This window comes from Streptomyces sp. NPDC014889 (assembly GCF_043081205.1).
Lineage (GTDB): Bacteria > Actinomycetota > Actinomycetes > Streptomycetales > Streptomycetaceae > Streptomyces.
Genome location: NZ_JBIBWH010000004.1, coordinates 216,651 through 238,724 on the forward strand (window position 1 = coordinate 216,651; position 22,074 = coordinate 238,724).

Sequence of the window (22,074 nt, forward strand, 5' to 3'; positions counted from 1 at the left end):
CCGGCGAGCCGGGAGGTTTTTCGGCCAAGACATGGCTGGATTGAGAAACCGTCGAGGAAATCCTTGCTTGGGATGACATGCATGGATCAAGCTCCTCGGCGTCGGTGGAAGGGGATCCACCGGCACTGTGCGCTGCGCTCCTGGGGGTTGGTGCACGGATGAGAAGACGCAGGGAGGCTTTGTCATGCGCAAAAACTCGGCCAGGCTGGCACTCGTCGGTATCGCGGCGTCGGCCATGACGATGATTCCGCTCGCCGGCACCTCGTACGCGGCGGGTTGTTCGGGGTCCGGCTGCGACAACAAGGGGCCCGTCACGTACAGCTGTGACGCGGGCGCCACGACGATGAGATCGATCAACAACAACGGAAGGGTGGCGGAGCTTCGCTGGTCCACCAACTGTCTGGCGGGCTGGGTGCGGGTCACCAACAACGCCGACCCGTCGATTTACGACTCGACCGCGACGATCGAGAAGTACGACGGCAATGGAAAGCTTCTGAAGTCCTTGGCCGTTCGGACGCCCGGCTACGGCAAGAGCGACTGGTCGAACATGCTCGGCGGAAGTAGCTACTACTACCGTGTCTGCGTCCGCTTCGACAGCGACCTTTATCCGCTCCTGTGCAGCACGAAGTTCTAGCATCTTCGCTCTGCACGACTTGATTGACGGGGCCGCGTTTCCTTCTCGGAAAGCGGCCCCGGATCATTGTGGTATTCGCTGCCGGTTCCGGGCCCGGTCGTTCACGGCCGGGTGGCGACCTCGAACCAGACCACCTTGCCCGTGCTGAGCCGGGTCGCGCCCCAGCGCCTGGCCAGCCGGTTGACCAGGTAGAGGCCGCGTCCGCCCTCGTCCGTGGCGCGGGCCTGGCGCAGGCGCGGCAGCTGCGGGACGTCGTCGCCGACCTCGCAGCGCAGCACATCCGTGCGCAGCAGGCGCAGGGTGACCGGCCGGGAGGCGTAGCGCACCGCGTTGGTGACGACCTCGCTGATCAGCAGCTCCACGGAGTCGGTCAGCTCCTCCAGGCCCCAGCGGGACAGCGCCCGGCGGGCCAGGCGGCGGGCCTGACCGGGGGCGGCGTCCTCCGGGTCCAGGGTCCAGTACGCCACGTCGCTCGGCGCGATCCCGTCGAAGCGGGCGGCGAGGAGCGCGATGTCGTCGTCCCGGTCGCCCGGTCCGAGCATGTCGAGTACCTCGTCGCACAGCGCCTCCAGCGGCGGCGGGTGATCGGGGCCGGTGAGCTGCGCGGTCGCCGAGAGCTTCTCGCGCAGCTGCTCTATGCCCGTCCACACGTCCCGCAGCCGCGACTCGACCAGGCCGTCGGTGTAGAGCAGCAGGGTCGCGCCCGCCGGGGCGTCCAGCTCCACCGCCTCGAAGTCGACGCCGCCGACGCCGATCGGCGCGCCCGGCGGCACCCGCAGCACCTCGGCGCGGCCGCCCAGGTGCAGCAGGACCGGCGGCGGATGGCCGGCGTTGGCGATGGTGATGCGGTGCGTGACGGGATCGTAGACGGCGTAGAGGCAGGTCGCCATGCGGTCGGAGCCCAGGCGCTGCGCCTGCTCGTCGAGGTGGTGCAGCACCTCCTGCGGCGGCAGGTCGAGCCCGGCCAGGGTCTGCGCGGTGGTGCGCAGCTGGCCCATGATCGCGGCCGAGGTCATGGAGTGACCCATGACGTCGCCGACGACGAGGGCGACCCGGCTGCCGGGCAGCGGGATCGCGTCGTACCAGTCGCCGCCGACCCGCGCGGTCTCCGCGGCGGGCAGATAGCGGGAGGCCAGCCGTACGCCGGTGGGGCGGGGCAGGGTCTCCGGGAGCATGGTGCGCTGCAGCTCGTCGGCGATGTACGCCTCGCGGCCGTACAGCACCGCCTTGTCGATGCCGAGGGCGCTGTGCGTGGCGAGCTGCGCCGCGACGAGCAGGTCGTCGGGCTGGAAGGGGTGGCGCTCCGGACGGCGCAGGAACAGCGCGGCGCCGATCACCCGGCGCCGGCCGCGCAGCGGGGCGAGAATGGTGCGCTGCCCGTCGGGCACGACCAGTTCGGAGTCCTCGCCGAGGAGTTCCGCCAGCGCCAGATGGGCGGCCGGGGTGTCCGTGAACACCGGACGCACGCCGCGCAGCACCTCGCCCAGCGCGGAGCCGGGCCGGACCTCGCACAGCTCGTTGGTCACCGCCGACAGCTCGGCCGGCTGCTCCGGGACCGGCGCCGGCATGAACCCCAGTTCGGGTTCGCGCTCCGCCGGTATCCGGTCGGTACGCCGCAGCCGCAGGACGAGAGGGCCCGCGGGCCGCTCGTCGCCCACCGGCAGCGGCTCGCGCAGATACACGAGGATGGCGTCGGAGAAGGTGGGTACGGTGGCCCGGCACAGCCCCAGGACGATCTCGTCGAGGTCCAGGCCGCGGGCGATGCGCCGGGTGGCCGCCCCCACGAACCGCAACCGGTCCCCGTCCCGCCGCATCGGCAGCGTCCGCCCGGGCGGCAGCCCCTTCCCGGTACGGCGCTCCTGGCCGCCCGGAGGCACGCCGCGCCCGGCCCGGCGCTCCTGGTCGCCGGGCCCGCCCGCCGCTCGGGACGCCTCGGCGTCCGCCCGATCGGCCCCGGCGCCGTCGGGGGCCCCGCCGTCGCCGGTCCTGCCCCCGGCGACCCTGGCCGCCGCGTCCGGCTGGGCGGGGATGCCCTCCGGCGCGGGGCGCGGTCGGTGCGCGTCGGGCTCGGCGGACGCCGGCTGGGAGTGCTCGGATCCGGCCGCGGCGGCCGGACGCGGTGCGTCGTCTGCCGGGCCGGACTGAAGCGGTAAGGCCGCGGCCCCCGGGGCGGCGGGGGTACGCAGAAGCGCCCCACGGGCGTCCGCGGGGTCGCCGCCCGGCTGGGGGCGTTCGAAGGAGGTCGGCTGCTCCGTCACGCGTGTCGAATCCATCCGTCCGGGGCTGCGCGCCGGGCGCGCAGTTCGTCCCGCCGAAGACCCGATACCCGGAATACATGCCCCAGGAACGGATTTCCGGCGTGGTCAGAGGCTGTTGCTGTGCCACCGGCGGACCGACCGTGGTCCGCACGGGTGTTGCCCTCGTACCCCTCGCTCACGACCTGCCGCCCCTCGGTGACGTTCGATCAGTCCCGGTTGTCGCTCCGGGAGTTGGTACCGGCCCTGCGCCTGTTGCGGAGGACGATCCTACGGTTCCCGCCCGGGGGCGCATCAAGGGTCTCATGAGGCCACGCGCGTGGGGGTGCGGTCCCAGTCGTCCGGCAGTGACGGTACCTCCCAGGCCGGGTCCGGGCGCCACTGCTGCCAGGACTCACTGAACGGCGGCCGCCAGGCGCGGATCGTCTCCACCACCTCACGGCCCGCGGCCCGTACCCGCTCGGCGAGTTCGGCGTCCACCAGTCCGTCGCGCTGCGCCTGCGCGAACTCGTCCTCGTCCCTCCAGTGCCAACTGCGGTCCGGATGGACGGAGATGTCCAGGAAGTGGTCCTCGGAGTCGACCCCGCCCGCCCAACGGGCCAGCGGCTCCTCCAGGTTGACGTACCAGTTCTTGAACCGCCAGCCGGGCTCCCAGAACAGCCACACCGACCAGGGCTTGCCGGGCCTGGCCAGTTTCAGCACGCCCGTGCCGAACCAGCGGTCGCGCCGCACGGTGCGCGGCTTGGTGTAGCGCGACGCGAGCGGTTCCAGGTGCACCGGTGTGCCGTCGGCGAGCACGGGTCTGACGCACTCGGTGCCGGGCGCCATCCACACGGCGAGCAGCCCCGGGTCGTCCCGCACGACGGTCACGGGCCGCACGATGTGGAAGCGCGCGCCGCCGTTCTCCCGGTACCGCCACAGGATCCGGCTGCCGGGGGTCCAGGGCGCCGTCGCACCGCCCGTCGTCGCGGGTGCGGTCGCTCCGTCGTGTGCCATGGGCAAATATTAGGTGCCCGGGGCATCCTCCGCCCCGCAGGACGTCATCGTTCACGCTTCGGCGGCACGTGGTTACGGGTGCGTCATCCGCAGGACGTCCAGCGCCCGGTCGAGTTGTTCCTCCGTGAGCAGACCGCGCTCGACATAGCCGCCCTCGACGACGACCTGACGGATCGTCTTCTGCTCGGCCAGCGCCTTCTTGGCGACCTTCGCCGCCTCCTCGTACCCCAGGTACTTGTTGAGCGGGGTGACCACGGACGGCGAGGACTCGGCGTACTCGCGGGCCCGTTCGCGGTGGGCGACGATCCCGTCCACCGTCCGGTCGGCGAGCAGCCGGGAGACGTTGGCCAGCAGCCGGACCGACTCCAGCACGTTCTTGGCGATGACCGGGAGCATGACGTTGAGCTCGAAGTTGCCGGCGGCGCCGGCGGTGGCGACGGTGGCGTCGTTGCCGACGACCTGGGCGCACACCATGAGGACGGCCTCGGGGACGACCGGATTGACCTTGCCGGGCATGATCGAGGAGCCGGGCTGGAGGTCGGGCAGGGAGATCTCGGCGAGCCCGGTCCTGGGTCCCGAGGCCATCCACCGCAGATCATTGGCGATCTTCGTCAACCCCACGGCGATGGTCCGCAGCTGGCCGCTGGTCTCGACGATGCCGTCCCTGGCGCCCTGCGCCTCGAAGTGGTCCCGGGCCTCGGTGAGCGGCAGCCCGGTGGCGCGGGCGACCTCCTCGATCACGGCGGCGGAGAAGCCGGGCGGGGTGTTGATGCCGGTGCCGACGGCGGTCCCGCCGAGCGGCAGCTCGGCCAGCCGGGGCAGGGAGGCGTTCAGCCGCTCGACGCCGTACCGCACCTGGGCGGCGTACCCGGCGAACTCCTGGCCGAGGGTCACGGGGGTGGCGTCCATCAGGTGCGTCCGCCCGGACTTCACCACGTCGGCGAACTCCTCGGCCTTGCGGGTGAGCGCGCTCGCGAGGTGGTCGAGGGCGGGGACGAGATCGCGGGTGACGGCGGCGGTGGCGGCGATGTGGATCGACGACGGGAAGACGTCGTTGGAGGACTGCGAGGCGTTGACGTGGTCGTTCGGGTGCACGTCCCGGCCCAGCCGCTCGCCGGCGAGGGTGGCGATGACCTCGTTGGTGTTCATGTTGGACGAGGTCCCGGAACCGGTCTGGAACACGTCGACCGGGAAGTGCTCGTCCCACTTGCCCTCGGCGACCTCGGCCGCCGCCTCCCGGATCGCCTCGGCGACGTCCTCGTCCAGCACCCCGAGCCGCGCGTTGACCGTGGCGGCGGCGCCCTTGATCCGGGCCAGCGCCTCGATGTGCGCGCGTTCGAGCCGCTGCCCGGAGACGGGGAAGTTCTCCACCGCCCGCTGCGTCTGGGCACGCCACTTGGCGTGGACGGGGACCTGGACTTCGCCCATGGAGTCGTGCTCGGTGCGGTATTCGCTCATGCCGCGTACAGCGCGGACGGCGGTGAGGATGTTCCGGCGGTGGGCCGAACGGGGGAGCCCCCGGCGGCTGCCGGGGGCTCCAGGAGGTCTGCGGGGGACCGGCGCTCAGGCCAGACCGGGGCCCCGGACCGGGATCGACGTGAACGTCGGCTGCGGGGCGGGGTTCTGGAAGAAGTCGTTGCCCTTGTCGTCGACGACGACGAACGCCGGGAAGTCCTCGACCTCGATCCTCCAGACGGCCTCCATGCCGAGCTCCTCGTACTCCACGACCTCGACCTTCTTGATGCAGTCCTGGGCCAGCCGGGCCGCAGGACCGCCGATCGAGCCGAGGTAGAAGCCGCCGTGGGTGCCGCACGCGTCCGTGACCTGCTTGCTGCGGTTGCCCTTGGCCAGCATCACCTTGGAGCCGCCGGCCGCCTGGAACTGCTCGACGTAGGAGTCCATGCGGCCGGCCGTGGTCGGGCCGAAGGAACCGGACGCGTAGCCCTCGGGGGTCTTGGCCGGGCCCGCGTAGTACACCGGGTGGTCCTTGAGGTACTGCGGCATCTCCTCGCCCGCGTCGAGCCGCTCCTTGATCTTGGCGTGGGCGATGTCCCGGGCCACGACCAGCGGGCCGGTCAGCGACAGCCGGGTCTTGACCGGGTACTTGGTCAGCTCGGCGAGGATCGACTCCATGGGCTGGTTGAGGTCGATGCGGACCACGTCCGACGACTCGTCCAGGTGCTCGTCCGTGGTCTCCGGCAGGAACCGCGCCGGGTCCTTCTCCAGCTCCTCCAGGAACACGCCCTCGGGCGTGATCTTCGCCAGGGCCTGCCGGTCCGCCGAGCAGGACACCGCGATCGCGACCGGGCAGGACGCGCCGTGCCGCGGCAGCCGGACCACGCGCACGTCGTGGCAGAAGTACTTGCCGCCGAACTGCGCGCCGATCCCGATCCGCTGCGTCAGCTCGAAGACCTTCTGCTCCAGGTCCTCGTCCCGGAAGCCGTGCCCGAGCGGCGAGCCCTCGGTCGGCAGGTTGTCCAGGTAGTGCGCGGAGGCGTACTTCGCCGTCTTCAGGGCGTACTCCGCGCTCGTGCCGCCGACCACGATCGCCAGGTGGTACGGCGGGCAGGCGGCGGTGCCCAGCGAACGGATCTTCTCCTCCAGGAACTTCATCATGGAGGCCTCGTTCAGGACGGCCTTCGTCTCCTGGTACAGGAAGGACTTGTTGGCCGAGCCCCCGCCCTTGGCCATGAACAGGAACTTGTAGGCGCCGCCGTCCGTCGCGTACAGCTCGATCTGAGCGGGCAGGTTGGAACCGGTGTTCCTCTCCTCCCACATGGTGAGCGGGGCCATCTGCGAGTAGCGCAGGTTCAGCTTGGTGTAGGCGTCGTAAACACCTCGGGACAGGGCCTTCTCGTCCTCGCCCGCCGTCAGCACGTTCTGGCCGCGCTTGCCCATGACGATCGCCGTGCCGGTGTCCTGGCACATGGGCAGCACGCCGGCCGCCGCGATGTTCGCGTTCTTCAGCAGGTCCAGGGCGACGAACTTGTCGTTCGCGCTGGCCTCCGGGTCGTCGATGATGCGGCGGAGCTGGGCCAGGTGGGCCGGACGCAGATAGTGCTGGATGTCGTGGACGGCCTCCTCGGCCAGCTTGCGCAGCGCCTCCGGCTCGACCTTGAGGAACGTACGCCCGTCGGGTCCCTCGACGGTGGAGACGCCCTCGGACGTCACCAGCCGGTACGGGGTGGTGTCCTCACCCTGGGGGAGTAGATCGGTGTACGCGAACGCAGGGCGGGCAGGGGGGGAGTAGTGCGGCATCTGGCCCATTCCTCACTCGGCAGACGGCTGCCCGCCGACATCGGTGGGCGACACCCAGCGTAGAACCTGGCACCGACGGTGAACCTGTGAGGTCCGGCTCAGCGTGAACCGGCGCGGTGCGCGGTGCGCGGCGCGCCCGTCGTCCACACCCCTAGTCGCGATCTATCGCGTTTCGGTACCCTGCTGCCGTGGACCTTCAGAAGCAGACCGAACCGCGTACGGCCGCCGCACCTGTCGCCGCACTGCGTGCCTCGGACGCCGACCGTGACCGTATCGCCGACATCCTGCGCGAGGCCCTCGCCGAGGGCCGTCTCAACGCGGACGAGCACGCCGAGCGCGTCGAGGGGGTGCTGAACGCCAAGACGGTCGGCGAGCTGGAGGTCTTCATCCAGGACCTGCCGGCCGCCCACCAGGGCCGCGCGGCCGCCGCGTACACCCCGGCGCCGAACCGGCCGGAGGCCGGCGCGATACCCCCCGTCGCCGACGAGAGCGTGGTCGCGGTGTTCAGCCAGGCCACCCGCCGCGGCCGCTGGCGCCCCGGGCGCCGGGTGCACGCGTACGCGGTCTTCGGCAGCGTGGAGATCGACCTCAGCGAGGCGGTCTTCGAGTACCAGCAGGTCGTGATCAAGGCCGTCTCGGTCTTCGGCGACGTGCAGGTCCGCGTCCCGGAGAACGTGTCGCTGCGCGGCACCGGCGGCGGCGTCCTCGGCAACTTCGAGGTGGTCACCCTGGACTCGGGCGAGTCCGAGGCGCCCGTCGTCTACGTCGACGGCTGGGCCGTGCTGGGCAACGTCGAGGCGCGGCCGAGGCGGGGCAAGCTCGTCGCGGACATTCTCGACCGGGTCCAGCGCAAGGTGGACAAGCATCTGCGCAAGCACATGTGACAACAGCGGTCGTTCGCGGACGCCGGCGGTCACGGTCGGGCGGTTGGGAACTCAGTGCATAGGCGCGCGTACAGCGGGTAGGCCTTGCTGCATCGTCTCTTGGACCCTCCCGCTCGCGAAGCCGTCGTCAGGAGAAGACCGTGCTGCAACCGCCGCATTCGTCGCTGCAGGTAGCTGCCGTTCCGGCCCAGCGGGCGCCGGCGCGTGACAGGGATCAGGACGCGCCCTGGCACACCGAGGCGGTGTGCCGGCGCGACGAGGCGGGCCTGTTCTTCGCACCCTCCAAGGAGCCCACCGCCGCGCGGCTGTCCCGCGAGGAGGCGGCCAAGCGGGTCTGCGCGCGCTGCCCGGTCATGGTCGAGTGCCGTGAGCACGCGCTGCTGCAACCCGAGCCGTACGGCGTCTGGGGCGGTCTCACCGCCGCCGAGCGCCGCGTCGTCCTGGCCCGGCGCCGCCGCCGCGACCTGGAACTGAAGAAGGCGGCCCGTACCACGGGACGCATAGCGGCCGCGGGGTAGCCCCTGTGCCCGCAGGCACTCCGTACGCCCGCGGGCCCTCCGGACGTCTCCGGGCCCGTACGCGCCTGGGGCGCCCCCTCCGCACCGGGAGCGCCCCATCGCCGTCACGGACCCGTGGGCCGGCTACTTCGCGCGGTCGAAGTCGATCGCGCTGTACGCCCGCAGCTTGCTCAGCCGGTGCTCGGAGTCGATCCGGCGGACCGTGCCGGACTTGGACCGCATCACGATCGAGTCGGTCGTCGCCGTCTCGGCGCGGTAGCGCACACCGCGCATCAGTTCGCCGTCGGTGATGCCGGTGGCGACGAAGAAGACGTTCTCGCCGGAGACCAGGTCGTCCGTGGTCAGCACGCGGTCCAGGTCGTGGCCCGCGTCGATCGCGCGCTGCCGCTCCTCGTCGTCCTTCGGCCACAGCTTGCCCTGGATCGTGCCGCCCAGGCACTTCACGGCGCAGGCCGAGATGATGCCCTCGGGCGTGCCGCCGATGCCGAGCAGCAGGTCGATGCCGGTGCCGTCGCGCAGCGCCAGGATCGAGCCGGCCACGTCGCCGTCGGAGATCAGCTTGATGCGGGCGCCCGTCTCCCGGATCTCCCGGATCATGTCCTCGTGCCGAGGCCGGTCCAGGATGACCACCGTGACGTCCTCCGGCGTGGACCGCTTGGCCTTGGCCACGCGCCGGATGTTCACGGACACCGGGGCGTCGATGTCGACGAAGTCGGCCGCGTCCGGGCCGGTGACCAGCTTGTCCATGTAGAACACGGCGGAGGGGTCGAACATCGCGCCGCGCTCGGCGGCGGCGAGGACCGCGATCGCGTTCGGCATGCCCTTGGCGGTCAGGGTGGTGCCGTCGATGGGGTCGACGGCGATGTCGACCTCCGGCCCGGTGCCGTCACCGACGTGTTCGCCGTTGAAGAGCATCGGGGCCTCGTCCTTCTCGCCCTCGCCGATGACGACGACGCCGTTCATCGACACGGTGGAGACGAGGGAGCGCATGGCGCGCACGGCGGCGCCGTCGGCGCCGTTCTTGTCACCGCGCCCGACCCAGCGGCCCGCGGCCATGGCCGCGGCCTCGGTCACCCGGACGAGTTCCAGGGCGATGTTGCGGTCGGGCGCCTCTGAGGGCACCTCGAGCTCTGAGGGCAGATGATGATGCTCGGTCATCGGAGCGCACCTTTCTGATACGACGACGGCCGGATGAGGGTGTTGGCCCCGACTCTATCTCCGGACGGACAGAATGAGCAGGGGACCCCACGGATGAGCGGGACGAGCACCTGCGACGATAGGGGGCGTGGCAGGTTCGAACGGCAAGCAGAAGACGGTCCGGGACATGATCCTCTCCCTGGGCCTGATCGGGATCGCGGCGGCGGTGATCTACCTCTTCGTCCCGCACGACACCAAGGCTCCCGACATCCAGCGGGTCGACTACCGCATCGAGTTGACCACCGCACGCCGGGCGGCGTCGTACCCGGTGGCGGCGCCCGAGGGCCTGCCCGACACCTGGAAGGCCACCTCGGTCCGGTTCCGGGCGAACGAGAAGGAGCACTGGCACCTCGGCTTCCAGGATCCCGAGGGTCAGTACGTGGCGGTCGAGCAGTCCGCGCAGAAGCGCAAGGACTTCATCGACGCGGCCAGCGTGGGCGGTCACGCCACGAAGGTCACCGAGGAGATCGACGGCCGTACGTGGACGCGCTACACCGGCGGCCGCTACGACGCGCTCGTCCTGGAGGGCACCGAGGGATCCACGACGGTGGTGGCCGGCACGGCCTCCTTCGACCAGCTCACGACGATGGCGCGGGCCCTGAAGACGTCCTGACGGCCCGCCGCCCTACGCCGAGCCGTCCTCCGGCCCCTCGCCTTCCGTCTCCTCGGCGAGTGCCGCGTCGAGCCGGGCCCGGGCGCCCTCCAGCCAGTGGCGGCACACCTTGGCCAGTTCCTCGCCGCGCTCCCACAGGGCGAGGGACTCCTCCAGGCTCGTACCGCCCGCCTCCAGGCGCCGGACGACGTCGATCAGCTCGTCCCGTGCCTGCTCGTATCCGAGCGCCTCATCCGCCTTGCTTGTCATCCGCCCACCCTATGCGTCGACACGAACCGTGAACTCGCCCTCGGCGACCCGGGCCCGCAGGGCCTCGTCCGCCGTCACCTCTCCCGGGTCGCGGACCACGTGCCCGTCCGCCTTCTGGAGCACCGCGTAACCGCGCCGGAGGGTCGCGGCGGGGGAGAGGGCCACCACGCGCGCGTGCGTGTGCGTCAGCTCCGAGTCCGCGCGGTCCAGCAGATGCCGCAGGGTGCGCCGGCCGCGGTCGAGGACCGACGCGATCTGGTCCTCGCGCTCGTCGATCATGCGGTGCGGGTCCTCCATGCAGGGCCGGGCGAGCGCGTGGGCGAGCCCCCGCTCCTCCCGCTCCACGAGCGCCCGCACGCACCTGCGGGCCCGGTCCCGAAGCTGCCGTACCCGCTCGTACTCCTCACCGACGTCCGGCACGACCTTCTTGGCGGCGTCGGTCGGGGTGGAGGCGCGCAGGTCGGCGACGTAGTCGAGCAGCGGCGTGTCCGGCTCGTGCCCGATCGCGGACACCACGGGCGTACGGCAGGAGGCGACCGCCCGCACGAGCTGCTCGTCGGAGAACGGCAGCAGGTCCTCCACGCTGCCGCCGCCGCGCGCCACGATGATCACGTCCACACCGGCGATCGAGTCCAGCTCCTTGACGGCCTGTACGACCTGCGGGACGGCGTGCACGCCCTGCACGGCGACGTTGCGCACCTCGAAGCGGACCGCGGGCCAGCGGTGCCGGGCGTTCTCCAGCACGTCCCGCTCCGCCGCGGACGCCCGGCCGCAGACCAGCCCGACGAGCTGCGGCAGGAAGGGCAGGGGCTTCTTCCGCTCGGCCGCGAACAGGCCCTCCGCCGCCAGGTTCTTCTTGAGCTGCTCCAGCCGGGCCAGCAGCTCACCGACGCCCACCGGCCTTATCTCGGCGGCCCGCAGCGAGAGCTGCCCGCGCGGCGCGTACCACTCCGGTTTGGCGAGCACCACCACCCGCGCGCCCTCGCCGACCACGTCGGCGATCGCGTCGAACACCTGGCGGTAGCAGGTCACGCTGACGGAGATGTCGTACGACGGATCGCGCAGCGTCAGGAAGACCACGCCCGCACCCGGGCGCCGCGACAACTGCGTGATCTGCCCCTCGACCCACACCGCGCCGAGCCGCTCGATCCACCCCCCGATCAGCCGTGACACCTCACCGACGGGCAGGGGAGCTTCGGGAGACGTGGAGACAGCCATGACCGCGAGAGTAACCGCCCCCACCGACAACCCCCACCCCCTCGCCCGCCGCTCACGGGCCGATCTTCGAGCCGCGGCGGCGGCCTTACGATGGGGGGCATGACTGCTTCGTCTGGCCGCCGTGTTCTGCTCGCCGCCCCCCGGGGCTACTGCGCGGGTGTGGACCGCGCCGTGATCGCTGTCGAGAAAGCCCTGGAGCAGTACGGGGCTCCGATCTATGTCCGGCACGAGATCGTCCACAACAAGTACGTCGTGCAGACCCTGGAGAAGAAGGGCGCCGTCTTCGTCGAGCGCACGGAGGAGGTGCCGCCGGGGAACATCGTGATGTTCTCGGCGCACGGCGTGGCCCCCACCGTCCACGAGGAGGCCGAGCGAGGCCGGCTTGCCACCATCGACGCCACCTGCCCCCTGGTGACCAAGGTCCACAAGGAGGCCGTCCGGTTCGCCAAGGAGGACTACGACATCCTCCTGATCGGGCACGAGGGCCACGAGGAGGTCATCGGCACCACGGGCGAGGCCCCCGAGCACATCCAGCTCGTCGACGGCCCCGAGGACGTCGCGAACGTCGAGGTCCGCGACCCCTCCCGGGTCGTGTGGCTGTCGCAGACCACGCTCTCGGTCGACGAGACCATGGAGACCGTCGACGCGCTCCAGGACAAGTTCCCGCAGCTTCTCTCCCCGCCCAGCGACGACATCTGCTACGCCACGCAGAACCGTCAGCTCGCCGTGAAGCAGATGGGCGCCGAGGCCGACCTGGTGATCGTCGTCGGCTCCCGCAACTCCTCCAACTCCAAGCGGCTGGTGGAGGTCGCGAAGCTCGCGGGCGCGCGCGAGGCGTACCTCGTGGACTTCGCCGACGAGATCGACGAGAGCTGGCTGGACGGCGTCTCCACGGTCGGCCTGACCTCGGGCGCCTCCGTGCCTGAGGTCCTGGTCGAGGAGGTGCTCGAATGGCTGGGGCAGCGCGGCTTCGAGGACGTGGAGATCGTCAAGGCGGCCGAGGAGTCCATCACCTTCTCCCTGCCCAAGGAGCTCCGCCGGGACCTCCGCGAGGAGGCGGCCACGCTGGTCGCCGAGCGCGGAGGGTCCGGTACGACGCGGCAGTGACGGTCCGTCGTACGCCGTAACGTGGGGCCATGCAGATCTTCGGCGTGGACATCGGCGGATCCGGCATCAAAGGCGCCCCTGTGGACCTGGACAGGGGAGCCCTGGCCCAGGAGCGGCACAAGGTGCTGACTCCGCACCCGGCGACTCCCGGCACCGTCGCCGACGGGGTCAAAGAGGTGGTGGACCACTTCGGCTGGACCGGTCCTGTCGGGCTGACGTTCCCGGGCGTCGTCACCGGCGGCGCCACGGTCCGTACGGCGGCCAACGTCGACAGGAGCTGGGTCGACACCGACGCGCGCGCCTTGTTCGGCGGCCGGCTGGGCGGTCTGCCGGTGACGGTGGTCAACGACGCGGACGCGGCGGGCGTCGCCGAGATGCACTTCGGCGCCGGCCGCGGCCGCAACGGCACGGTGGTACTGCTGACCTTCGGCACCGGCATCGGCAGCGCCGTCTTCGTCGACGGCGTCCTCGTCCCCAACACCGAGCTCGGGCATCTGGAACTGAACGGTCACGAGGCGGAGAAGCGGGCGTCCAGCAAGGCCAAGGAGGACCAGGACCTGAGCTGGGAGCGCTGGGCGCGCCGGGTCAGGAAGTACCTCGCCCATGTCGAGATGCTCTTCAGCCCGGAGCTGTTCATCGTCGGCGGCGGCGTCAGCCGCAAGTCCGAGAAGTTCCTGCCCCTCATCGAGGGCGTCAAGGCGGAGATCGTCCCCGCCCAGCTGCAGAACAACGCGGGAATCGTGGGCGCGGCGATGCACGCGGCGGAACACGGCTGAGGCGGTTGGGGGCGGAGCGGGGTCGCGGCGCCGCCGGTCGCGGCGCCCTCCCACCGGAGGCACACCGCCGCCTCACCCCGCCATGCGCCTGCGCATCGCCCGTCTCCGTGCCGCCAGGATCACCCGCCGCACCAGCGCCGTCACGCCCGCGATCATCGTGCCCGCGTACAGCCAGGGGGCCTGTGTGGCGAGGGCGGTCACCAGGCTCATCAGCTTGCCCAGGAACCCCGTGTCCCCGTTGATCACGGGCAGCAGCCCCACCGCGAACCCGATCGGCACCACGACGGGCGCGGTCAGCAGGTCGCCCTTGCGCACCCACAGCGCGGTCAGCGCGCACACCGGCAGGAACAGCACCCCGTAGACGGTGGAGCCGCCGCCGAGGAGCAGCACGTCGAGACCGCCCAGCAGGAACATGACGGCCCCGCAGAACAGCCCGGCGCCCAGACCCGTCAGCCGCGGCGCGGACGGCCGCCGCGGCGCGGGCTCCGGGGCCGCCGCCGCAGCGGCCGGACGCCGTGCCGCGGGAGGCCGCCGCGCCGGGGGCACCGGCGGCCTGCCTCGTCGCGGTCCGTGCTGCTGGGGTCGCGTCCTGTGCTGCTCCACTGGACCAACCTAGGTCTGCTTATGTGGCGAATAGCCCGCCTGACACGCCGTGTGTCGCAGCCTGGCCAAGCGTTCGAACCGTCGCGGGGGCCGGGTACGACACGCCGTAGACTGGTGGATCGGCCGCCTGGCCCCCAGTCTCCTCACCTCCGGGAAGTCGCAACGTGTCGCTCACGATCGGAATCGTCGGTCTGCCGAACGTCGGCAAGTCGACCCTGTTCAACGCCCTGACCAAGAACGACGTGCTCGCGGCCAACTACCCGTTCGCCACGATCGAGCCGAACGTCGGCGTCGTCGGCGTGCCGGACGGTCGTCTCGCCCAGCTCGCCTCGATCTTCAAGTCGGAGCGGATCCTCCCGGCCACCGTCGACTTCGTCGACATCGCGGGCATCGTGCGCGGCGCGAGCGAGGGCGAGGGCCTGGGCAACAAGTTCCTCGCGAACATCCGCGAGTCGGACGCGATCTGCCAGGTCATCCGCGCCTTCAAGGACGAGAACGTCGTCCACGTCGACGGCAAGGTCTCGCCGAAGGACGACATCGAGACGATCAACACCGAGCTGATCCTCGCCGACCTCCAGACCATCGAGAAGGTCCTGCCCCGGCTCCAGAAGGAGTCGCGGATCAAGAAGGACGTCGCTCCCAAGGTCAAGGCGGTCGAGGAGGCCAAGGAGATCCTGGAGAAGGGCGACACGCTCTTCGCGCACGGCATCGTCCAGGGCGGCGAGCGCGCCGAGCTCCTGCACGACCTGCACCTGCTCACCACCAAGCCCTTCCTGTACGTCTTCAACGTCGACGAGGACGAACTGGTCGACGAGGACTTCAAGAACGAGCAGCGCGCCCTGGTCGCCCCCGCCGAGGCGATCTTCCTCAACGCCAAGCTGGAGGCGGACCTCGCCGAACTGGACGAGGACGAGGCCCTCGAGCTCCTCCAGTCCGTCGGCCAGGACGAGCCCGGCCTCGCCACCCTCGCCCACGTCGGCTTCCGCACCCTCGGCCTCCAGACCTACCTGACGGCCGGCCCCAAGGAGTCCCGCGCCTGGACCATCAAGAAGGGCGCCACCGCCCCCGAGGCCGCCGGTGTCATCCACACCGACTTCCAGAAGGGCTTCATCAAGGCGGAGGTCATCTCCTTCGAGGACCTCCTGGAGTCCGGCTCGGTGACCGAGGCCCGAGCCAAGGGCAAGGCCCGCATGGAGGGCAAGGACTACGTGATGCGCGACGGGGACGTGGTGGAGTTCCGCTTCAACGTGTAAGCGGTTCATCGCCGTGAGCTGAGGGGTTCGTCAAGTTCGCAGGCGGCTGGGGGCCGATCTCTTCGAGAGTCGGCCCCTTGTTGTTGCTCATGCTGGGATGTCGGCCCCTTCGTCGGGCGTCTGCTCTGCCCATGAGTAGTGAGAGTGGTACGTTATTCAGTACCACTGACGGAGAGGGGCAGGTCATGTCCATAACTGCGAGCGAAGCCCGCAAGGCTCTCTTTCCGTTGATCAAGAAGGTCAACGACAACCACGAGGCCATCGAGATCGTCTCCAAGCACGGCAATGCCGTACTCGTCTCGGCCGAGGATTATGCAGCCCTGCGCGAAGGGTCGTACCTGCTGCGCTCTCCGGCGAACGCTCGCCGACTGCTCAAGGCGTACGAGAATGCCTTGGCCAACGTCAACGTGTCAGAGCGAGAGCTGATCGACCCCGACTCGCCGGATGCGGCCAGTGAGGGTGCTGAGTGAGGCTCGTCTTCGAGGATCAGGGCTGGGAGGACTACACGTCCTGGCTCAAGAACGACCGCAAGATGCTCGCTCGGATCAACAAGCTCATCGAGGACGCCAAACGCGACCCCTTCACTGGAATCGGTAAGCCCGAGCCGCTCAAGTACCACTTGCCAGGTGCTTGGTCGCGGCGGATCGACGACGAGCACCGCCTGGTCTACCTGGTCACGGACAAGGAGATCGTGATCCTCGCGGCCCGCTATCACTACTGAAGTCTCGGTTGTCGTCACTGAGCCAGTCCCCCAGTCGGGACGGAACGGGTGGCGTTGGTGCGGGCGTGACTGGTCGGCACCGGCACGCGTCAGGGGCCGGGTGACCCCTGACGCTGTCCCTGGTCGGCGCACCCCTCGGATGAGCACGGCCGGGCGTCGGCCAAGACTCGCCCGGACGGGTATCCCGGTCTGCCTCTTTGGGTGCTCCGCCGGCCAGGGCGCGGTCCAGTCGGGTGGGGTCTGCCGTTTCAGGCAGGCGCGGTAGGCGCGGCGCAGGGGCTCGACCGCGCCGTCGATCTTCAGGCTCGCCAGGGTCATGGCCGCCCATTCCCGGACGGTCGGGCTGGCGCTGTCCAGAAGGCCGATGAGGGCGGGGCCGCAGCGGGGATGGCCCACCTCCTCGAAGACCTCGAGTGTGTACACAACGCAACCGTGTCTCCGCGGCGCGATCCGACTCGGAGGGGCTCGGGCAGTAGGGCCGTGGTCAGGCCGGGGCGAGGGATATGTCGGCCCAGATGGTCTTGCCCTGGGGGGTCTGGCGGGTGCCCCAGTCCTGGGTGAGTTGGGCGACGAGCATCAGTCCGCGTCCGCCCTCGTCGTAGTCCCGGGCGCGGCGCAGGTGGGGGGAGGAGCTCCCGGCGTCGGAGACTTCGCAGATGAGGTTGCGGTCGTGGATGAGGCGCAGTTGGACGGGGGGCCGGCCATAGCGTATGGCGTTGGTGACCAGTTCGCTGACCACCAGCTCGGAGGTGAACAAGGCCTGGTCAAGACCCCAGGCCGTCAGCCGGTCGGTGGTGTGGGCGCGGGCCTGGGCGACGACCTCGGGGTCGGAGGGGAAGCTCCAGGTGGCGACATCGGACGCACCGATGGCGCGGGTACGGGCCACGAGCAGGGCGATGTCGGCGTCGGTCCGGTCGGGGCGGGTCGCCGTGAGCACGGCGTCGCAGACGGCGTCCAGGGCCGGGGCGGGCCGGCTGAGTGCCCGGCGCAGGCTCGTGAGCCCCTCGTCGAGGTCGCGGCCGCGGGCCTCGACGAGGCCCTTGGTGTAGAGGGCGAGAAGGCTGCCCTCGGGAAGTTCGATCTCGGCGGCTTCGAAGGGCAGGCCGCCGAGGCCCAGGGGGAGGCCGGCCGGGAGGTCGAGGAAGTCGGCGGTGCCGTCCGGCCCCACCAACGCGGGCGGCGGGTGGCCGGCCCGGGCGAGGCAGCAGCGGAGGGTGATGGGGTCGTAGACCGCGTACAGACAGGTGGTGCCGAGCCCTCCGGCGGCCTCGGCGGCGGCGCCCGTGGTGGCGTCGGTGCTCGCCGCGCTGTCGCCTTCGGCGGAGGTGCGGATGACGAGGTCGTCGAGGTGGGTGAGCAGTTCGTCGGGCGGCAGGTCGATGTCCGCCAGGGCGCGTACGGCCGTGCGCAGCCGGCCCATGGTCGCCGCGGCCTGTACGCCGTGCCCCACGACGTCGCCGACGACCATGGCCACCCGCGCGCCGGAGAGCGGGATCACGTCGAACCAGTCGCCGCCCACGCCGACGCGGCCTGCGGCGGGCAGGTACCGCGAGGCGACGTCGAGCGCGGTCTGGTCGGGCAGTCTCACCGGCATCAGGGTGCGTTGCAGGGTCACCGCGGTGACCCTCTCGCGGGTGTAGCGGCGTGCGTTGTCGACGCAGACGGCCGCCCGTGCGGTGATCTCCTCGGCCAGGAGGACATCGTCCTGTTCGAACCGCTCTGGGCGGTGGCTGCGGGCGAAGCGGGCGACGCCGAGGGTGACGCCTCGGGCGCGCAGCGGTACCACCATCACCGAGTGGGCTCCCGACTTGCGGATCCGGGCCGCCCGGGCGGGATCGTGGACCGCCCACCGGTCGAGGGCCGATTCGGTCGTCTCGTACACGCCGGTCAGACCGGTCGCCAGGGGCTGGGCGGCCGGTGAGAACGCCGGATAGTCGGCCAGGTCACCCGGCTGGAGCATGCCCTCCCAGAGGGTGCCGGGGGACGACCCCGACGCGGTTCGCCGCATGGTGACCGGGCCGGTCAGCAGGCCGGGGGGCGGTTCGTCGCCGTGGTCGATGAAGGTGAGCAGATCGACGGCCGCGTAGTCGGCGAACCGGGGGACGGCCGTGTCGACCAGTTCCTGTGCGGTGCGTGTGATGTCCAGCGTGCTGCCGATACGGCTGCCCGCCTCGTTGATCAGGAGGAGCCGTTCCCGGGCCTGGTGGTGCTCGGTGGTGTCGTGTGCGGCGAGGCAGACCCCGCGGACCCGGCCGGTCCGGTCTCTCAGCGGGGCGAGCGTGACCGACCAGGCGCGTTCACGGGGTTCGCCCGGGACCCGCACGCGGTTTTCCACGTGCCGCCGTTCACCGGTTTCCAGGACCTCGCGCATGGCCTGCTCGGTCTGCTCGCCGGCGGCGTGCCCCATGAACTCGGCCGGCCGCCGTCCGCGCATCCGGTCCTCCGGGAGGGCGACCGCGCGCTGCATCTCGGCGTTGGCGCGCACCACCCGCAGATCGGTGTCGAAGACGGCCACGGTGCAGGGAGACTGGCTGAACCCCAGTTCCGCCAGCTCGGTGTCCTCGTCGGAGCGGTGTCGCGTCATCTCGGCTCATCTCGCTCTCGACGGGATTCTTCCCGCTCGTGGCGGGAGTACCACCGGGCGCATCCGGTCGGGCGCGGGCCGTGGCCCGCCCGGCGATGGCGCCGACCGCGTCGAGGACGTCCTGCTGGGCGTGCGGGCGGGGCGTGCGGACGTCTGTCACCGAGGCGTCGACGCACTCCTGGCACGCCGTACAACGTGCTCATCAACGACAGGGTATCCGCGCCGACGGTGTACGGCGCGGCCTGCTCCGCGCGCAGAAGCCGGTACCGGCGCTCCGCCGTCTCGCGGGCCGGGACCGCGTGCCGACAGGGATCTGCCACCGGGTCGAACGGCCCGGACCACGACATCCCCGGGGGTCATCGGCCGGTCCCTCCGCCGAAGGCGTACTTGGCCGCATAGGCGACCGGATCCCAGGCGGCGACGGTCCCGCTCCGCGGCTGGAAGGTGATCGGCCGGGCCTGGACGATGGTGACCTGTCCGCCGGGAGCCCGGTCCCTGTCGATCACCCATTCGACATCGACGGGGTGGCCGTAGTGCCGTTCGACCCCGAGCACGACGTCCACGACGCAGCCGATCTGCTCCTCGTCGAGCACGGCCCGATTGCGCAGCCCCTCCGGCATCGGCATCTCGACGACACGGCCGGCCCGGTCGTCGAAGGCCGAGACGAACTCCTTGGTCGCGACCTCGTGGCGCAGGACACGGCGGTCGTCCTTGCCCACCTCGACACAGTCGGGCGTGACCAGACCCTGGACGACGGCCTCGCCCCACCCCCAGTTGGCTTCGATCACCATCCGGTCGTGCTTGCCGGTGACCGGGTGTGCCGAGAAGGCGACGCCGGACGAGCGCGCGTCCACCAGCTCGACGACGCCGACGCCCATCGGGGTCTCGCGATGGCTGAGGCCGTGCGCCAGCCGGTAGGAGATCGCCCGCTCGTTGAACAGGCTCGCCCAGCAGGAACGCACCGCCTCGACAACCCGCCCGGCGCCCGACACGCCGAGGTAGCTGTCGAAGACGCCGGCGAAGCTCGCCCCTGCGGAGTCCTCACCCGTCGCCGACGAGCGGACCGCGACCGGCACCCGCGGGTGCGACGACCGGTGGCACAGTTCGCCGTAGCACTCGGCGACCGCCGCGGCGACCGGTCCGATGACGTCGACGTCTTCGAAGGCCTTCCGGATCCGGGCCGAGGCGGTCTCCAGCGCCTGCTGCCGGTGCGGATCGCGGACGCCGGCCAGCACCTGGTCGGCCAGCGCGTCCAGGCCGGACGCACCGACGTGCGACGTGTAGGCGGCGGTGGTGACGGCGAAGGCACGCGGCACGCCGAACCCGGCGCGGCCGAGTTCGGCCAGGGAGCCCATTTTCGGCCCGGCGGCGGACGTGACGGCGCCGGGCTCGGCCGTGTCCAGCCAGATGACCAGGTCAGTCATCGACCACCGCCCCCACTCGGACGACGGTGACGATGCCCCGTTCGCCGTCCACCTCGACCTGGTCGCCGTCCCTGATCAGCACGGTCGCCCTGCCGCAGGCGGTGACGGTCGGTACGCGGTACTCGCGGCCGACGATCGCCGCGTGTGACAGCATGCCGCCGCTGTCGCAGACGCAGGCCGCGATCGCGGCGAACACCGGCGTCCAGTTGGGCGAGGTCGACTCGCACACCAGCACCTCGCCCGGCTGCAGGCGGTGCAGGGTGTCGGTGTCGGTGAGCACACGGGCGACGCCCGACGCCTGCCCCCTGGCCGCGGGGATGCCGGTGAGCACGGTCCTCTCCCCTCCCTGGTCGGCGCTCGTGACGACGTGCAGGAAGCGCTGGTCGAGGCCGAAGATCTCGGCCAGGATCGGGTCCTCGAGGGCTTCGGGGATGGTGCCGAGCACCTTGGGCATGCTCGTACGACGCTCGCGCCAGTGGGCGAAGTACTGGCGGCGTACCTCGACGATCGAGCGGAACTCGTCGTACGAACGCTCGCCCGAGGCCACGGCGCTCAGCTCCGGATGGAACAGGAAGAGCGTGTCGTCGGGACGGTCGGCGCCGACCTTCTCCGCGATACCCAGTGCCGCCCGGCGCATCGGCAGCGAGACCCGCAGGTCGATGCAGTGGTTGTGGTCGTCCTGCCACCAGGGGAAGTTCGCGGCCCGGACCGAGGCGAGGCCGGCGTCGAAGACCTCCTGCTCCTGCCTGGTCAGCCGCGAGCGCGCCGCGTCGATCGCGGTCTCCCGTTCGGCCCGTGCCTGGCGCAGCGTGGACTCGAAGTCATGGCCGTCGCCCTTCTGCAGGAGGGTCCTGACCATCGCCAGTACGGGTGCGGGATCCTCGATCCAGCTCGGCAGCGCGACGTCGCAGGTGCCCTCGATGCGGTGGCCGTACACGTCGAGGAAGTCGCGGAGCCGGCTCGTCCAGGCCGTCGCCGAACCGCCGGCAGCGGCCAGCGCGCCCGCCAGCCGCTTCGGCTCGGTGGCGGCGAAGAGCGGCTCGAGGCCCGCGTCACGGGCCGCCGCGGCGAGCCTGCCGAGCTCGCGGTCGGTCTCCATGATCTTGGTGTCGTAGCCCTGCAGGAACATGCCGACCTGCTGGGGGTCCATCCCGAGCTCCGCGCACATCCCGGCGAAACCGAGGTGGTTGGCCAGCAGCGGGTACATCATCTCGAAGTGGATCTCGAATGCTCGCTGGGCGTAGCGCCGTGCCTCGGCGAGCATCACGCCCAGCTCGCTCAGCGAGGACCGCTCGACGTCGATGCGCCGGAAGTGCCGCCAGCCCCTGTCGATCTCGGCCACGCGCCGATTCCAGAGATCGTCGAAGTTCCGCAGGAATCCAGGCAGGTGGCTCCGCATCCGCTCGGTCCGCGCCTCGATCTCGTACCGGCTCTGGACCGGAATCGTCGCGGCGTAGACGTGAGTGCCGGCGATCCGCGCTGTGAGACCGCGGCTGCGGGGCAGCGGCATGTGCTCGGCGGTGAGCTGCGTACCCCACGAGTAGCCGTCCTCCAGCCAGGTCGTCGCCAAGGGGGTGAGTCCGCGAGGGCAGTGGAAGTCGAGGAACCAGAAGCGCTTCTCGTCCCGCTCGGAGAACGTCCGGAACGGTTCGACGACGAACGGCGTGTGCCCGAAGGCGGGCGTGAACCCCGGATACCACTCATCGGTGACGTACTCGTGGACCGGGATGACCAGGCTCATCGGACCTCCTCGGGAAGACCCTCACGGTGTGCCCCCTCGCAGC

20 protein-coding genes are annotated in these 22,074 nt (G+C 71.1%); 9 read left to right on the plus strand and 11 right to left on the minus strand.

Features of this window, described 5'->3' with window-relative positions:
- Positions 1 to 184: 184 nt before the first annotated feature.
- Positions 185 to 634 carry a DUF2690 domain-containing protein gene (locus ACF09J_RS09825; protein ID WP_392304861.1) on the plus strand — a complete coding sequence of 150 codons (450 nt, stop codon included), beginning with the start codon at positions 185 to 187 and terminating at the stop codon, positions 632 to 634.
- Positions 635 to 735: 101 nt separating this feature from the next.
- On the opposite strand, the gene ACF09J_RS09830 is transcribed toward ACF09J_RS09825, so the two are convergent.
- From ACF09J_RS09830 to ACF09J_RS09845, 4 genes are all read right to left on the minus strand, one after another.
- Entirely contained in the window at positions 736 to 2,892 is a 2,157-nt protein-coding gene (locus ACF09J_RS09830) for a SpoIIE family protein phosphatase (protein ID WP_392304862.1), read from the minus strand.
- A gap of 300 nt (positions 2,893 to 3,192) precedes the next feature.
- Positions 3,193 to 3,885, minus strand: coding sequence for a DUF402 domain-containing protein (locus tag ACF09J_RS09835; protein WP_392304863.1), 693 nt, complete (start codon positions 3,883 to 3,885; stop codon positions 3,193 to 3,195).
- A 72-nt stretch (positions 3,886 to 3,957) separates the two neighbouring features.
- The gene (locus tag ACF09J_RS09840; protein ID WP_392304864.1) at positions 3,958 to 5,343 is read right to left on the minus strand and encodes a class II fumarate hydratase; all 1,386 of its coding nucleotides are present in this window, start codon (positions 5,341 to 5,343) and stop codon (positions 3,958 to 3,960) included.
- A gap of 105 nt (positions 5,344 to 5,448) precedes the next feature.
- Complete coding sequence (locus tag ACF09J_RS09845; RefSeq protein WP_392304865.1) at positions 5,449 to 7,143, minus strand: fumarate hydratase; 1,695 nt, start codon at positions 7,141 to 7,143, stop codon at positions 5,449 to 5,451.
- Between the two features lie 188 nt (positions 7,144 to 7,331).
- On the opposite strand from ACF09J_RS09845, the gene ACF09J_RS09850 reads away from it, so the two are divergent.
- Together ACF09J_RS09850 and ACF09J_RS09855 are read left to right on the plus strand one after the other, a co-directional pair.
- Positions 7,332 to 8,027, plus strand: a complete 696-nt coding sequence (locus ACF09J_RS09850) for a DUF1707 domain-containing protein (protein ID WP_392304866.1) — start codon at positions 7,332 to 7,334, stop codon at positions 8,025 to 8,027.
- 140 nt (positions 8,028 to 8,167) lie between these two features.
- Complete coding sequence (locus tag ACF09J_RS09855) at positions 8,168 to 8,545, plus strand: WhiB family transcriptional regulator (RefSeq protein ID WP_392304867.1); 378 nt, start codon at positions 8,168 to 8,170, stop codon at positions 8,543 to 8,545.
- Positions 8,546 to 8,668: 123 nt separating this feature from the next.
- On the opposite strand, the gene glpX is transcribed toward ACF09J_RS09855, so the two are convergent.
- On the minus strand, positions 8,669 to 9,703 hold the full coding sequence (gene glpX, locus ACF09J_RS09860; protein WP_392304868.1) for a class II fructose-bisphosphatase: 1,035 nt from the start codon (positions 9,701 to 9,703) through the stop codon (positions 8,669 to 8,671).
- 127 nt (positions 9,704 to 9,830) lie between these two features.
- On the opposite strand from glpX, the gene ACF09J_RS09865 reads away from it, so the two are divergent.
- Positions 9,831 to 10,355, plus strand: coding sequence for a DUF4245 domain-containing protein (locus ACF09J_RS09865; protein WP_392304869.1), 525 nt, complete (start codon positions 9,831 to 9,833; stop codon positions 10,353 to 10,355).
- Positions 10,356 to 10,367: 12 nt separating this feature from the next.
- On the opposite strand, the gene ACF09J_RS09870 is transcribed toward ACF09J_RS09865, so the two are convergent.
- Together ACF09J_RS09870 and xseA are read right to left on the minus strand one after the other, a co-directional pair.
- Positions 10,368 to 10,604 carry an exodeoxyribonuclease VII small subunit gene (locus ACF09J_RS09870; protein ID WP_392304870.1) on the minus strand — a complete coding sequence of 79 codons (237 nt, stop codon included), beginning with the start codon at positions 10,602 to 10,604 and terminating at the stop codon, positions 10,368 to 10,370.
- Positions 10,605 to 10,613: 9 nt separating this feature from the next.
- A complete protein-coding gene (gene xseA, locus ACF09J_RS09875; protein ID WP_392304871.1) occupies positions 10,614 to 11,822 on the minus strand; it encodes an exodeoxyribonuclease VII large subunit in 1,209 nt (402 codons plus the stop codon).
- A gap of 90 nt (positions 11,823 to 11,912) precedes the next feature.
- On the opposite strand from xseA, the gene ACF09J_RS09880 reads away from it, so the two are divergent.
- On the plus strand, positions 11,913 to 12,929 hold the full coding sequence (locus ACF09J_RS09880; protein WP_392304872.1) for a 4-hydroxy-3-methylbut-2-enyl diphosphate reductase: 1,017 nt from the start codon (positions 11,913 to 11,915) through the stop codon (positions 12,927 to 12,929).
- Positions 12,930 to 12,958: 29 nt separating this feature from the next.
- Positions 12,959 to 13,705, plus strand: a complete 747-nt coding sequence (gene ppgK, locus ACF09J_RS09885) for a polyphosphate--glucose phosphotransferase (RefSeq protein WP_392304873.1) — start codon at positions 12,959 to 12,961, stop codon at positions 13,703 to 13,705.
- Positions 13,706 to 13,777: 72 nt separating this feature from the next.
- Here ppgK and ACF09J_RS09890 read toward each other — a convergent pair whose 3' ends face one another.
- Positions 13,778 to 14,308, minus strand: coding sequence for a DUF6542 domain-containing protein (locus ACF09J_RS09890; protein ID WP_392304874.1), 531 nt, complete (start codon positions 14,306 to 14,308; stop codon positions 13,778 to 13,780).
- A 164-nt stretch (positions 14,309 to 14,472) separates the two neighbouring features.
- On the opposite strand from ACF09J_RS09890, the gene ychF reads away from it, so the two are divergent.
- From ychF to ACF09J_RS09905, 3 genes are all read left to right on the plus strand, one after another.
- The gene (ychF, locus tag ACF09J_RS09895) at positions 14,473 to 15,561 is read left to right on the plus strand and encodes a redox-regulated ATPase YchF (RefSeq protein ID WP_392304875.1); all 1,089 of its coding nucleotides are present in this window, start codon (positions 14,473 to 14,475) and stop codon (positions 15,559 to 15,561) included.
- A 185-nt stretch (positions 15,562 to 15,746) separates the two neighbouring features.
- Positions 15,747 to 16,031: a type II toxin-antitoxin system Phd/YefM family antitoxin gene (locus ACF09J_RS09900; RefSeq protein WP_381371499.1), complete on the plus strand. Its 285-nt coding sequence runs from the start codon at positions 15,747 to 15,749 to the stop codon at positions 16,029 to 16,031.
- Positions 16,028 to 16,282, plus strand: coding sequence for a Txe/YoeB family addiction module toxin (locus ACF09J_RS09905; RefSeq protein ID WP_073946285.1), 255 nt, complete (start codon positions 16,028 to 16,030; stop codon positions 16,280 to 16,282). The genes ACF09J_RS09900 and ACF09J_RS09905 overlap by 4 nt, the downstream gene beginning before the upstream one ends.
- Positions 16,283 to 16,766: 484 nt before the next feature.
- On the opposite strand, the gene ACF09J_RS09910 is transcribed toward ACF09J_RS09905, so the two are convergent.
- From ACF09J_RS09910 to ACF09J_RS09920, 3 genes are all read right to left on the minus strand, one after another.
- Positions 16,767 to 18,866 (minus strand): SpoIIE family protein phosphatase, encoded by a 2,100-nt coding sequence (locus ACF09J_RS09910; protein ID WP_392304876.1) that lies wholly within the window; start codon positions 18,864 to 18,866, stop codon positions 16,767 to 16,769.
- Positions 18,867 to 19,222: 356 nt separating this feature from the next.
- The gene (locus ACF09J_RS09915; RefSeq protein ID WP_392304877.1) at positions 19,223 to 20,290 is read right to left on the minus strand and encodes a PEP/pyruvate-binding domain-containing protein; all 1,068 of its coding nucleotides are present in this window, start codon (positions 20,288 to 20,290) and stop codon (positions 19,223 to 19,225) included.
- The gene (locus tag ACF09J_RS09920) at positions 20,283 to 22,031 is read right to left on the minus strand and encodes a PEP-utilizing enzyme (RefSeq protein ID WP_392304878.1); all 1,749 of its coding nucleotides are present in this window, start codon (positions 22,029 to 22,031) and stop codon (positions 20,283 to 20,285) included. Before ACF09J_RS09920 ends, ACF09J_RS09915 begins: the two co-directional genes overlap by 8 nt.
- Between the last annotated feature and the right edge of the window lie 43 nt (positions 22,032 to 22,074).

What these genes read in the sequence shown, in the direction of transcription:
- ACF09J_RS09825 (WP_392304861.1), top strand. Translation starts at nt 185, where the DNA reads ATGCGCAAAAACTCGGCCAGGCTGGCACTCGTCGGTATCGCGGCGTCG.
- ACF09J_RS09835 (WP_392304863.1), bottom strand. Translation starts at nt 3,885, where the DNA reads ATGGCACACGACGGAGCGACCGCACCCGCGACGACGGGCGGTGCGACG.
- ACF09J_RS09840 (WP_392304864.1), bottom strand. Translation starts at nt 5,343, where the DNA reads ATGAGCGAATACCGCACCGAGCACGACTCCATGGGCGAAGTCCAGGTC.
- ACF09J_RS09845 (WP_392304865.1), bottom strand. Translation starts at nt 7,143, where the DNA reads ATGCCGCACTACTCCCCCCCTGCCCGCCCTGCGTTCGCGTACACCGAT.
- glpX (WP_392304868.1), bottom strand. Translation starts at nt 9,703, where the DNA reads ATGACCGAGCATCATCATCTGCCCTCAGAGCTCGAGGTGCCCTCAGAG.
- ACF09J_RS09870 (WP_392304870.1), bottom strand. Translation starts at nt 10,604, where the DNA reads ATGACAAGCAAGGCGGATGAGGCGCTCGGATACGAGCAGGCACGGGAC.
- xseA (WP_392304871.1), bottom strand. Translation starts at nt 11,822, where the DNA reads ATGGCTGTCTCCACGTCTCCCGAAGCTCCCCTGCCCGTCGGTGAGGTG.
- ACF09J_RS09880 (WP_392304872.1), top strand. Translation starts at nt 11,913, where the DNA reads ATGGGGGGCATGACTGCTTCGTCTGGCCGCCGTGTTCTGCTCGCCGCC.
- ppgK (WP_392304873.1), top strand. Translation starts at nt 12,959, where the DNA reads ATGCAGATCTTCGGCGTGGACATCGGCGGATCCGGCATCAAAGGCGCC.
- ACF09J_RS09900 (WP_381371499.1), top strand. Translation starts at nt 15,747, where the DNA reads ATGTCCATAACTGCGAGCGAAGCCCGCAAGGCTCTCTTTCCGTTGATC.
- ACF09J_RS09910 (WP_392304876.1), bottom strand. Translation starts at nt 18,866, where the DNA reads ATGACGCGACACCGCTCCGACGAGGACACCGAGCTGGCGGAACTGGGG.
- ACF09J_RS09915 (WP_392304877.1), bottom strand. Translation starts at nt 20,290, where the DNA reads ATGACTGACCTGGTCATCTGGCTGGACACGGCCGAGCCCGGCGCCGTC.
- ACF09J_RS09920 (WP_392304878.1), bottom strand. Translation starts at nt 22,031, where the DNA reads ATGAGCCTGGTCATCCCGGTCCACGAGTACGTCACCGATGAGTGGTAT.